The sequence below is a fragment of the Rahnella sp. Larv3_ips genome (assembly GCF_003697865.1).
Classification (GTDB): domain Bacteria; phylum Pseudomonadota; class Gammaproteobacteria; order Enterobacterales; family Enterobacteriaceae; genus Rahnella; species Rahnella rivi.
Genome location: NZ_MJIB01000005.1, coordinates 145311 through 157747, shown reverse-complemented (window position 1 = coordinate 157747; position 12437 = coordinate 145311). Strand labels below are relative to the sequence as shown.

Here is a 12437-nt window from a genome sequence, read left to right as displayed (position 1 = left end):
CCCGAACGTAAAAAGGCCCTGACTGGCAATGCCATGCAGGGCCTTTTTTATGAGGCAGGAATTATTTCTCCTGAACGCCTTCAACAGAGATGATCAGCTCAACATTCTGAGAGGCCGGGCCCAGATCGGTGGTGATACCGTAGTCTTTCAGGGCGATAGTGCCAGCCGCCTCAAAGCCTGCGCGGTAACCACCCCACGGATCTTTACCCTGACCCAGTAATTTAGCCTGCAACGTCAGCGGTTTCGTCACGCCGTTCAGCGTGAAATCACCGGTTACGGCCAGGTTTTCACCTTCTTTCTTCACCGACGTTGATTTGAACGTTGCCTGCGGATGTTTGCCGACGTTCAGGAACTCAGCACTGCGCAGGTGTTTATCGCGTTCAGCGTGATTGGTGAAAACGCTGGTGGTGTTGATGGTGACGTCAACTTTATCGGCTGACGGATCTTTTTCATCAAAAGTAAAACCGCCGTCGAAATCATTAAAGCTGCCGTACAACCAGCTGTAGCCTAAGTGTTTGATACGGAATTCAATAAAGGCGTGCTGGCCTTCTTTGTCGATTTTGTAATTTGCGGCCGTTGCTGAACCGGCTGCCAGTAACAGCGATGCCAGCGTCAGTCCCAGGGTCGTCTTTTTCAACATGGTGATTCTCCATTGTCCATATGTGAAGAGCAGAAAGTGAAACGGGTCAGCGTCCGAGCATGCGTGTCAGGGTGCTGTCCCGGTCAATGAAATGGTGCTTAAGTGCCGCGAGCGCATGGAATGCAGAAACAATCACAATTCCCCACGCCAGCCATAAATGGATCGTCCCGGCGAGATCTGCCTGCTGGTTCAGCCCGAAAAGCGTCGCGGGGATTTCAAACCAGCCGAACACGCTGACAGCCTGACCCTCTGCCGTGGAAATCAGGTAACCGCTGATCAGGATGGCAAACAGACCGGCAAACAGAAGCACATGTGCCAGCCAGGCGCCGAGGCGGGTTTTAGCGCTGTAGGTGCTCAGGGCTTTTGGCGGAGGGGAAATAAACCGCCACGCCAATCGGAATACCATCGCGACGAAAATTAATACGCCAATGCTTTTATGTATTTCGGGCGCGCGGTGATACCAGGTATCGTAATAACCCAGCCCCACCATCCATAAACCCAGGGCAAATAATCCGTAAACGGCAAGAGCAACGCCCCAATGAGTCAACACGGAAATATGGCCAAAGCGGACAGGCGTATTTCTCCACTGCATATAAAGCTTCTCGTTCAATATGATATTTTCGAAAGCTAAACATATTGAAACATCTTGGCAATATTTAATTATCAAAAGTGTAGATTAATTTCATTTGTTCATTATTTTTGATGCTAATGACCACTGCTTGTTCAATGGTTTCGGTTTTGTTAGCGAGGCATGCCGTAAATTAGAGGGAAGCCCGTACTGGCGGGGGATTGTCAGGTTTTGTCATGCAAGGTAAAGATTATTCCACTTCTAAAAATTTGAGTAAAAAACCTAATTTCTCCCGTGATTAATAATTTCTGATGTATTCCGCTGAAGCTCTAAATATGAGGGTGGAATATTTCCCTATAATTCCTTGTACATAGTCCTAAAGTTTAAATATTTCTTAAATAGAACGTAAAGAAATATAAGGGTGACAACGTAAGTGATCGAGATCAGGTTGCGAAATATTTCCGAAATTATACTTACCGAAAATTTTGCTTAGGAATTTTCTTATATTCCTTATATCTGATGTCTGCTGATGCTTGTTGGTACATTTTTGACAGCGCAGGCCTGAGACATCACATGGAGAGTGACGCTATGGTATTTCCTGCAATTCGCCGCCTGACCACAGGTACACGTATTTCTGCTATCACGGCGGTCATGGCTTTTTTCCTGCTCCATTGCGGCGCAGTGAGCGCGCAGCCACTCCCGGTTGTCGGCATCGTGACCATCGCCACTCAGACCGAGGGCGTGAACCGCACCTATCTTGGTCGCCTGGAAGCGGTGCAATCAGTCAACGTTGCCAGCCGTACAGAAGGTTTTATTGCCCGCCGTGTCTTTGAGGAAGGGCAATTCGTTAACGCGGGTGATCTGTTGTATGAGATTGAACCCGCATTGCATAAATCTGCCGTCGCCCAGGCCAAAGCGCAGCTCGACAGCGCCAATGCCACCGCGCGCCACGCGCAAACTCACCTTAACCGTATTCAGCGTCTGGGAGATGCCCGCACTGTCAGCCAGTCTGATGTGGATGCTGCAGTGGCGGCGCGTGATACCGCGCGGGCAGCGGTTGCACAAGCACAGGCCGCGCTAAAAACGCAGGAATTACAGCTGAGTTATACGCGCATTACTGCGCCCATTTCCGGGCGTATCGGCGTCAGCCATTTTCATACCGGCAGCCTGGTGAACCCGGCCAGCGGGACACTGACGGAAATCGTTCAGCTTGATCCGGTGCGGGTGGTGATTTCCGTAAATGAACGAGATTTTCTCAGCGCCAGCCAGAATACCGGTTCGCTTGAACAGGCGATGTCCGGGGAGAATATGGCACTGTCGCTGCGTCTGTCGGATGGTTCCCCGTACATGGCCGCACCGACCTTTGAATCACTGGGCAACCGCATTGATGCGCAAACGGGCACCGTCGCCGTCAGGCTGGTGGTGGCGAATCCGCAGCATCGTTTGCTGCCGGGCGGTACGGTAAACGTGCTGGCGGAACCGCAATCTGATGCCCGTCTGCCCGTCGTGCCAGCCAATGCATTGCAGCAAAATCAGGCCGGTCATTTTGTCCTGCTGGTCAATGCGCAACAGCAAATTGAAGCGCGATCGGTGCGTCTTGGGGCTCAAAATCCTCAGGGCTATTTCGTGCTGGACGGTTTGCAGGGCGGAGACAAGGTGGTAACCGAAGGTCTGCAATGGATCCAGCCGGGGATGAACGTCTCAACGCGGGATGCTCAGGATGTTTCAACGGCTCAGACGACTCAACGTTAAGGAACGACGATGCTTCAGCAATTTATCAAGCGACCCCGTTTTGCGATGGTCATCGCGCTGGTCACCGCCCTGATTGGGGCGGTGGCGCTCAAGGTGATCCCGGTTGAGCAATATCCGGATATCACGCCTCCCGTTGTGTCTGTCAGCGCCATCTATCCGGGAGCGAGTGCGCGGGACGTGGCTGAATCTGTGGCCGCGCCTATTGAAGCGCAGGTTAACGGCGTCAGCAATATGCTGTACATGTCGTCAAACAGCGGCAATAACGGCAGCTACTCACTGAATATCACCTTTGCCAGCGGTACCGATCCGGATACGGCGGCGGTTGAAGTGCAGAACCGGATTTCTCAGGTGAGCGCAAAATTGCCCGCCGAAGTGCTGAACACGGGCGTGTCGGTTCGTAAACAGGCTTCAAATATTTTAATGGGTATCAGCCTGCTTTCACCCAACAATACCCATGACATGTTGTTTATCAGCAACTTCGCCAGCATTCAGTTGCGGGACGCTCTGGCGCGAATCGATGGTGTGGGCGACGTACAGGTTTTCGGATCGCGTGATTACAGCATGCGTATCTGGCTGGATCCGCGCAAGATGGAGGCGCTGAACGTCAGCAGTACAGAAATCAGCGCCGCGATCCAGAGCCAGAACGTCCAGGCTGCGGCCGGTCAGATTGGCGCATCGCCGAGTCCTTCGTTACAGCAGCAAACCCTGACGATCAGCGGTGCCGGGCGTCTCAGCTCACCGGAAGAGTTCGCCAATATTATCGTGCGTAAGAATGAACAGGGCGGAGCGGTGCGGTTGCGCGACGTGGCGCGCATTGAGCTGGGTGCGCAGGATTATCAGGTGAACGCGACGCTGAATCAGATGCCTTCGGCTTTCCTTTCGGTCTATCCTGCGCCCGGTGCCAATGCGCTGAACGTGGCAAATGCGGTGCGTGAGGAGATGACCCGACAGGCGCGTTATTTCCCGGACGATCTCAACTACGAAATTAAATTCGACTCGACCCAGTTTGTCAGTGCCACGCTGGATGAAATCGCCGTCTCTCTCGTCCTGACATTTCTGGTCGTCCTGACGATTGTCTTTCTGTTTTTGCAAAGTGCACGCGCTACTTTTATTGTCGCGCTGACCATTCCCGTCTCTTTGCTGGGCACCTTTGCCGTGCTCTACGCGTTTGGCTATTCCGCCAATACGCTGAGCTTATTTGCCATTATTCTTGCGCTGACGGTGGTGGTGGATGACGCCATTGTGGTGGTTGAGAATGTCGAACGCCTGATGACGGAAGATCCCTCGCTGGGCCGGGTGGCAGCCACCCGTAAAGCGCTGAAACAGATCGCCGGGCCAATCATCGCCACAACGGTGGTGTTAATGGCGGTATTTGTGCCGATCGCCGTGTTACCCGGCATCACGGGCGCGCTGTATCGTCAGTTTGCGGTAACGCTGTCGGCTGCGGTGATTCTTTCAAGTATCAATGCATTAACCCTGACACCCGCTCTTTGTGCGACCTTGCTCAAACCCCGCCCTGAAAAGCCGGCACGCCTGTTTGGCGCTTTCAACCGGGGGCTGGACATGGTGCGGGATGTTTATGTCACGGCGACCGGCGGGCTCAGTAAACATGTGCTGACCAGTGCCCTCACCGTGATGGTGATTCTTGTAGCGTGCGTGTGGGGTTATTCCACGTTGCCAAAATCCTTCCTGCCGGATGAAGATCAGGGCTATTTCTTCGTCAACGTACAGTTGCCGGATGGCGCATCGCTCGGGCGAACCGATGCGGTACTGGGACAAATGCAGACGCTGCTGGAAAACGACCCGGCCGTTGACGATGTCATCGCCATCAGCGGTTTCAGCCTGCTCAGCGGCGGCAGTGCGCCAAATTCGGCGTTCGGGATTGTCTTGCTGAAACCCTGGGGCGAACGCAGCAGCGTGGATCAGGTGATAGGCCGCCTGCAACCCGCGATGGCCGGCATCCCGTCGGCGATGATCATGGCGATTAACCCGCCTGCCATTTCCGGCCTGGGAACCGCATCGGGTCTGGATCTTCGCCTGCAGGCATTGCAGGGGCAGTCGCCGCAGGAACTGGCAGCGACCGGTCAGGCGCTGATCATGGCGGCAAATCAGGATCCGCAGCTCAGCCGCGTGTTCACCACCTTCAGCGCCTCGGTACCTGAAATCGCCCTGAGCGTTGACCGTGATCGTGCCGCGCAGTTGCAGGTGCCGGTCAGCCGGATTTTCGGCACACTACAAACCTCTCTGGGTGGCGTGAATGTCAGCGATTTCATTATCAATAACCGTCTGTTCAATGTGCAGATGCAAAATGAAATGGAGGACCGCCAGCGCGCCGACCAGATTTCCACGCTGAGCGTACGTAGCGATAACGGTTCGCTGGTCAGCATGGGCAAACTGGTTGATCTGACGCCATCACTCGGCGCGCCATTTATCACGCAATACAACCAGTTCCCGTCACTGGCCATCAGCGGTTCGGCGGCGCAGGGCGTGAGTTCCGGTGAAGCCATGGCGCAAATGGAACATATTCTCAGTGAAAAGCTTCCTGCCGGTTACGGATATGAATGGACGGGAATGTCATTACAGGAAATTCAGGCTGGCGGGCAGGCGATTCTGATTTACGCCGCGGCACTGTTATTCGCGTACCTGTTCCTGGTGGCGCAGTATGAAAGCTGGAGTATCCCGCTGGTGGTGATGATTTCAGTCATCTTCGCGGTGTTTGGCGCTATCGCGGGATTACATCTGGCCGGGCTGAGCAATGATGTGTATGCGCAGATTGGTATGGTGCTGCTGATAGGGCTGGCGGCCAAGAATGCTATTCTTATTGTGGAATTCTCGAAAGCACGCCGTGAAGAAGGGGCGTCCGTACGGGAGGCGGCACAGGACGGGGCGAAACAGCGTTTTCGTGCAGTCATGATGACGGCAATTTCCTTCATTCTCGGTGTCTTGCCGCTGGTACTGGCTTCCGGTGCCGGCGCGATGAGCCGACACATTATTGGTGTCACGGTATTCAGTGGCATGTTGCTGTCAACGACGGCGGGGATCTTGTTTATCCCGGCACTGTATGTCCATATTCAACGTTTCCGTGAATGGACGAAATCGCGTTAATCTGCTGCACAGGCCATGAACAGGAGAAAGCCATGCGAAAGACAATAGTGACGGATCAGGGGCTGAAAATTGTCATGATGATGGCGATGCTGGTGGTGATTTTTGCCGGCATTAAATCCGCCGCAGATATTATCGTCCCATTGATTCTGGCGCTGTTTCTGGCTTTCGTCCTCAATCCGCTGATTGTTTTGCTGGAGAAAGCGCGGGTGCCGCGAGCGCTCGCGGTAATGCTGGTGGCGACGGTGGTGATTTGTGTGATGGTGTTTTTGACAACGACGTTGCTGGTCACGCTCAATGATTTCGCACGCACCTTGCCGCAATACCGCGGGATCATTGCCGAGAAACTGCGCCAGTACGATGCCTATTTTCCTCAGGGCGAACTGACGTTCACACCGGAACAGCTTGCAGGCTACATTGATCCGGCTGCCACGCTGAATCTGGTGAGTAAGCTCATCAGCTATCTGTCGAACGCCATGGCCGGCCTGTTCTTATTGCTGATGACCGTCGCCTTTATGCTGCTCGAAGTCCCGCAGTTGCCCTACAAACTGGAACAACTCTCAGACGATCCCGGCAAGGGCAGGGCAAATATCCAGCGCGCACTGGACAGTGTGACGCGGTATCTGGTGATTAAAACGCTGATTAGCGTCGTCACTGGTCTGGCGGTCTGGGGATTACTGGCCTTCATCGGCGTCAGGTTTGCCTTTCTGTGGGGAATGCTGGCTTTTGCCCTGAACTATATTCCGAATATCGGATCCTTCCTGGCGGCCATCCCGCCAATTATTCAGACGTTTCTGTTCAACGGCGTGAGCGACGGGCTGATGGTGACGGCGGGTTACATCCTGATTAACGTGATTTTTGGCAGCATTATTGATCCCAGGATCCTCGGACGCGGGCTTGGGCTGTCCACGCTGGTGGTCTTCGTTTCGCTGATTTTTTGGGGCTGGCTGATGGGGCCTGTGGGGATGCTGTTGTCTGTGCCGTTGACGATTGTAATGAAAATCGCCCTGGAGCCCACCGCCGCAGGACATAAAATTGCTGTCCTGTTGGGCGATGGCGCACCAAACCGCTAGACCTTGTTTTGCTCCTCAATATCTTGCGCATGCGATTCGATACTTCGCAGGGAAATCAGCAACTGCTGACGGGCAAGGGGATCGAGACCTTCAAACAGGCGGTCAATGGCGGCCTGTTTTGGCTGCTTCACCTGTTCCAGCGCCTGCTTCCCGGCGTCGGTGAGCTCAAGCAACTGTGAACGGCGATCGGTGGGATGCGGCTTTCTCACTAACAAACCGTCTCTGTCCATTGCATCGATCGCGTCTGTGATCGTTCGCGGTGATTGTTGAAGCGCGTGCGCCAGTTCGCCCGGACGGCAGGTGCCTTCATGTGCAATGGCGGTTAACAGTTTTCCACGGGCAAGTGAAAGCCCCTGAGCGGACATTGCCGCATCCACCTGTTTACGCATCAGACGAATAACGGAAAGTAATGTTTCTGTGATCTCGGCGGGAGTCGCGTTCACCATGTTTAATTCGGCCATTTTGTGAGGCTCCTCAAAATGAGGCGGGTAATCTGAACCGATTGTAGGCCTATGCATTAAAACTGCAACCGCGTGATGGGAAGGGAAAACGTGTCTGAATATTGCGATGAGATTGGCGGAGAGGACAAAAAAATGCCCCGGCGGGCCGGGGCGATTGTTTTTAGCTGTGAGCTTTATAGATCATTAACAAATCGTCTTTGATCTGGCGGCTGATGGGACTGGCCGATATGTCATCAATCGGCCAGAACAAATATTTAATCAAATTGTATATGAAACAGAACTCTAAGCGGTTGCGGACTTTTATTTTCTGCGCCAGATGACGTTTATGGACATAAACGGTGCGGCTGCTGATATTCAATTTTCTGGCAATGCGGTAGTTCGGCATCTCCGACATCCAGTAGTTCATCACCAGAATTTCCTGATCGCTGAACAACATGCGCGGTAATCCAACATTATTCCCCTGCACGTAAGCATCAGGATCTGAAGCAATCTGTTTCAAAAGTGTTGTCAGTGATTGTTTATTGAGGATAAAAACATCGCGGGTAATCGGGATCGGATCGTCACATTCCGGGTAGTTTGCGTCGATATAGCAGTAAATCCGGGCACCATGGCGGAATTCAAAAAATGCTTTCAATTCTTCAGATAACTCTGCGCTATGACAATATTGCGTCATGTTAACGAGAATCAAATCAGGCTGGAATTCATTGAAAGATTTGAGTGCCTGCGAGATATTCACCGAATCAATAATATCGAGATCATTATTCTCGATCAGATAAGAGAAAACACCTAAGCGGGTGAAACCACAGGGTTCAATAACGGAGAGTTTCATATTACATCCTTGTGTAAGCGTATGATTTACGCGTTGGAAACCACTCCTGTGATTTCTCGGGCTAGCATAGGTTTTTTTCTATAATGCTGTCAATTCGGAAATACCAGTCTATTGATCTGGTTCAAAGTGAAACCCACCGATAAAGTGTAAAGAATAAAAGAGAACGGTCAGCAGAATATAAATGACGGTTCTCTTTCATTCCGTTATTTGAAACGCGAAAGTGAAAAAGGCTTTAAATCAAAGGGGATAGGATGATTGTTAGCGAATTGCGTTACTATTTCACCTAATACACTGGCAAATTTGAAACCGTGACCGCTCAGACCCGAGATGACCAGCGTGTTATCACGGTCAGGCAGCGTGTCGATGATGAAATCTTCATCTTCCGTCATGTCATACGTGCAGGATGCACCACGCAGGTTAACCCCCACACCCGGCAGGAAGTGACGGAAAAAGTTAAATGACTCTGTACCGTCCTGACTGAATCCGCCATAAGGCTTACGTTCTTCCGGCGAATTGATCCACTGCCCGCCGTTGTGCTTACCGAGCTTGAGAGCGTCTTTTACCGAAGGAAAACCGTAATATTGATCGCCCTGCTGGGTTTCGAGCGTAAACGCGGGGAAGTGATTTTCTTCACTGTAACGTCCGTCGGCGTGGAACCAGGCAAATACCTTTCGTAACGGTTTAACCGGAAGTTCAGGCAGAATTTTTGTCACCCAGGTTCCGGCGGTGACTGCCAGTTTTGCGCTACTGTACACACCATCTGCCGTAGATACTTCCACACCATTTTCCAGCCAGCGGATGCTGTCGACCGGGCAGTTAAACAACTGCGCACAGCCCGCTTCACGGGCCAGTCGTATGTAAGCGCTGATGGCGATTTCACTTTGCAGGTACCCGGAGTCAGGCTCAAATACGCCGCAGTAGCCGTCGGGCAGCGTGAAGAGCGGCCATCTGGTGCGGATTTCTTCTGCACTCATATCCTGTGTTATCAGGTCATAGGTTTCGGCGCTGTTTTTTACATTTCCGATAAAATCTGAGTTTTCCGGGCCGATGTTCAGCACACCGCTGCGGTGGAAGACCTTTTCTTCACTGACTTCAGCCAGTTCATCCCACAACGTCTGCGCCCTTAACAGCATCGGCACGTAACGCGCACCTTCGCCATAAGCATGGCGGATAAGGCGGGTTTCACCGTGATGGCTGCCGGTCTGATGCGGTGGCATCGCGCTGTCGATCATCAGGACTTTCAATCCGGCGCGGGTGGCGTAGAAGCCTGCCGCAGAGCCTACTGAGCCGCTGCCGACAATGATGAGGTCATAATCCATGTTACTCAGACTCCTCTGACAAAAATTTAACAAATGGTTAGGGGCATGATAGAGAGTTTACAGCAGCGAAGGCAAGCGGGGCGGCAGCAAAGAAAAAGGCACCAGGATGGAAATCGCTGGTGCCTCAGACTGGCAGATAAAGATTAGTGTTTTCGGTGATCACTGTATTCGTACTCATTCGATTCAATCTTTTCAATACCGGCTTCGAGAATGTGAATCAGTTGCCGTGCAACGTCGGTAGTCAACCAAAGTGTTCTGTCTACCTGAGCATTTTCGGGAGTCTGGTCTTTAGAAGACAGGTAATGTAGACGTATCATCATCGCGTCATAAGAGTCGACGGTACTGATATCCCAACCCACAAGCGGGTGTGTCTGAATAACTTCATCATTTCTGTCCATATAGACCCCTTATCTTGTAGTGACTAACGTGAGTGACTATCTGAGGATCAATGCGGCTCATTATCATGTGAGCTATTTCAGTATAAACAGTTAAATCGCTTTGAGGAGTGTTTGATTGAATTTAATTGTAAAAAAATTGTATTTGTTAGTGAGTGAAAAACTGTGGAGTAAGAATTATCTGGGGATTTACGCTTGTTCGATTTTTAGCGGTGAGTCAATGTTAAGCAGAAAAGAGCAATAAAAAACCGGACTGCGACGCCCGGTAAAATACTGAAATAGCCTTGCGGCGTGGTTTGTAAAAAACCTGATTATTATAAATAAGATGGGTCAGTAAGATTGATTTTCAGGCGTTTCATCGCGTTACTCATCATTCTGATTTGAAAACCAGTCATCGGCACTTTCCCAGGTTTCCTGAAGAATTTCCTCGATCAGATCACGGTCAGTTTTTGCACCACCGAGAACGGACAAGCTATTAGCGCCGGCATAACGGACCTGAATATTATTTTCACGGTCGGAAAACTGTTTGTTGATTCTTTTACTCAATTCGCCTGATAACGCATCAAGCGCACCGACAGGCAGAGGTTTGGTTTTATCGATAGTGATTTCAACACGCATAGGACCTCCTGAATAGATTGACTGTATATTTATACAGTCAATCTGCGGGTTACGCAATAAGGAGATGAAGAGAAAATCGCACAGTGCAGTTACTTACGATTTTGTCTGACGGGTATTTAGCAGGCCGTCACTTTCCAGTTCAGGGTCTGCCCCGCCAGAAATGGCACAACGCACTCATCACCCAGGGCGATTTCCTCCGGCTGTGTCACCGGCGTACGGGTCAGTTCGATAAACTCTTCATTAACCGGCAGGCCGTAGAAGCGCGGACCGTTCAGTGAGCTAAAGGCTTCCAAATGCTGCAGCGCGTTCATCTCTTCGAACACAGTGGCGTACGCGGGCATTGCCAAAGGAGCATTGAAACACCCCGCGCAGCCGCAGCTCGACTCTTTGCGCCCTTTGGTGTGAGGCGCGGAGTCAGTGCCAAGGAAGAAGCGCTCGGCGCCGCTGGCTATCACATTACGCAGTGCTTCCTGATGGATATTGCGTTTGAGAATTGGCAGGCAGAACAGGTGAGGACGAACGCCGCCCACCAGCATGTGGTTGCGGTTAAACATCAGATGCTGCGGCGTAATCGTTGCGCCCAGATACTGATTGCCTTCCAGAACATACTGAGCAGCATCTTTGGTAGTGATGTGTTCGAACACAATTTTCAGTTCAGGGAACTGACGACGAACCGGATCCATCACTTCATCAATGAAATGCGCTTCCCGGTCGAAAATATCGACATGGCTGTGAGTCACTTCACCGTGGATCAGCAGCGGCATGCCGATTTTCTGCATACGCTCCAGCACCGGATAAATGGTTTTCACATCAGACACACCATGCTGGGAGTTTGTGGTGGCATTTGCCGGATACAGTTTTGCAGCGGTGAAAACACCTTGCTCGAATCCGCGGGCAATTTCGTCAGGATCTACTGAATCGGTCAGATAACAGGTCAGCAGCGGTGTGAAATTATGGCCTTCGGGCACTGCGTTGAGAATGCGGCTGCGGTAGGCCAGAGCAGCTTCCACAGTGGTGACAGGGGGTGTCAGGTTTGGCATGACAATCGCACGGCCAAATACTTCACTGGTGAAAGGTAACACAGTACTGAGCATATCATCGTCACGTAGGTGAATGTGCCAGTCATCTGGGCGGCGGATTCTTAAAACTTGCGGTGTTGCGGTCATGAGGCAAAACTCCGGCATTGAGAGACAAGATGTTGGGATCAGGTGCGGTAATGGGAGCATTAGCGGCGGGGAACAAGAATAAGCGCAAAACCGCTGGCTTGCATCTGTTAAATAAACTTCGTATTGAAATCAATGCAGAGAAGGGGTCATAGTAGTCACAGATTTTACTCGCCGGGCTTCACGGGATCACCCGGAAGCAGGACAAAATAACAGGAGAACTACTATGGAAATCAGAGTTGTTGCCACTATTGTTGCTAAACCGGAATTTAAGGCTCAGGTAACGGAAGCTTTGCTCGAAGTTATTGAGCCCAGTCGCCAGGAAGTGGGTTGCCTGCAATATGAGCTTCATCGGGATCTGGATAAAGAAGGAACGTTCGTATTTTATGAGCGCTGGAAATCAGAAGAAGCCCTGAATCAGCATAATAACACCTCTCACTTCCAGCACTTCGCCGCGAGTCTGGAAGGTAAACTCGATGAACTCACCATTCGACGTTTGAAAACTCTGGCCTGAACA

At 51.6% G+C, this 12437-nt stretch carries 12 protein-coding genes; 4 read left to right on the top strand and 8 right to left on the bottom strand.

Going from position 1 to position 12437, the window contains the following annotated elements; genetic code table 11:
* Nucleotides 1-61: 61 nt before the first annotated feature.
* A complete protein-coding gene (locus ED901_RS09415) occupies nt 62-637 on the bottom strand; it encodes a YceI family protein (RefSeq protein ID WP_122096104.1) in 576 nt (191 codons plus the stop codon).
* A 49-nt stretch (nt 638-686) separates the two neighbouring features.
* Nucleotides 687-1232 (bottom strand): cytochrome b, encoded by a 546-nt coding sequence (locus tag ED901_RS09410; RefSeq protein ID WP_122095750.1) that lies wholly within the window; start codon nt 1230-1232, stop codon nt 687-689.
* A gap of 627 nt (nt 1233-1859) precedes the next feature.
* Here ED901_RS09410 and ED901_RS09405 point away from each other — a divergent pair.
* Genes ED901_RS09405 through ED901_RS09395 form a run of 3 tightly spaced genes read left to right on the top strand, consistent with a single transcriptional unit; the run spans nt 1860 to nt 7135 of the window.
* Nucleotides 1860-2960: an efflux RND transporter periplasmic adaptor subunit gene (locus ED901_RS09405; protein WP_122096103.1), complete on the top strand. Its 1101-nt coding sequence runs from the start codon at nt 1860-1862 to the stop codon at nt 2958-2960.
* 9 nt (nt 2961-2969) lie between these two features.
* Complete coding sequence (locus ED901_RS09400) at nt 2970-6065, top strand: efflux RND transporter permease subunit (protein WP_122095749.1); 3096 nt, start codon at nt 2970-2972, stop codon at nt 6063-6065.
* Nucleotides 6066-6097: 32 nt separating this feature from the next.
* Nucleotides 6098-7135, top strand: coding sequence for an AI-2E family transporter (locus ED901_RS09395; protein WP_056778719.1), 1038 nt, complete (start codon nt 6098-6100; stop codon nt 7133-7135).
* Here ED901_RS09395 and ED901_RS09390 read toward each other — a convergent pair.
* The 6 genes from ED901_RS09390 to pyrC all read right to left on the bottom strand — a co-directional run bounded on the left by ED901_RS09390 (nt 7132) and on the right by pyrC (nt 11923).
* On the bottom strand, nt 7132-7596 hold the full coding sequence (locus ED901_RS09390) for a MarR family winged helix-turn-helix transcriptional regulator (RefSeq protein ID WP_240993903.1): 465 nt from the start codon (nt 7594-7596) through the stop codon (nt 7132-7134). The genes ED901_RS09395 and ED901_RS09390 overlap by 4 nt on opposite strands.
* 160 nt (nt 7597-7756) lie before the next feature.
* A complete protein-coding gene (locus ED901_RS09385) occupies nt 7757-8425 on the bottom strand; it encodes a LuxR C-terminal-related transcriptional regulator (RefSeq protein WP_056778725.1) in 669 nt (222 codons plus the stop codon).
* 203 nt (nt 8426-8628) lie between these two features.
* Nucleotides 8629-9744, bottom strand: a complete 1116-nt coding sequence (solA, locus tag ED901_RS09380; RefSeq protein WP_122095748.1) for an N-methyl-L-tryptophan oxidase — start codon at nt 9742-9744, stop codon at nt 8629-8631.
* A gap of 143 nt (nt 9745-9887) precedes the next feature.
* Nucleotides 9888-10142: a biofilm formation regulator BssS gene (gene bssS / locus ED901_RS09375; RefSeq protein ID WP_056778730.1), complete on the bottom strand. Its 255-nt coding sequence runs from the start codon at nt 10140-10142 to the stop codon at nt 9888-9890.
* Nucleotides 10143-10502: 360 nt separating this feature from the next.
* Complete coding sequence (gene dinI, locus ED901_RS09370; protein WP_056778732.1) at nt 10503-10757, bottom strand: DNA damage-inducible protein I; 255 nt, start codon at nt 10755-10757, stop codon at nt 10503-10505.
* Nucleotides 10758-10873: 116 nt separating this feature from the next.
* Entirely contained in the window at nt 10874-11923 is a 1050-nt protein-coding gene (pyrC, locus tag ED901_RS09365) for a dihydroorotase (RefSeq protein ID WP_122095747.1), read from the bottom strand.
* Nucleotides 11924-12146: 223 nt separating this feature from the next.
* On the opposite strand from pyrC, the gene ED901_RS09360 reads away from it, so the two are divergent.
* Nucleotides 12147-12434 (top strand): putative quinol monooxygenase, encoded by a 288-nt coding sequence (locus ED901_RS09360; RefSeq protein ID WP_056778737.1) that lies wholly within the window; start codon nt 12147-12149, stop codon nt 12432-12434.
* Nucleotides 12435-12437: the final 3 nt, after the last annotated feature.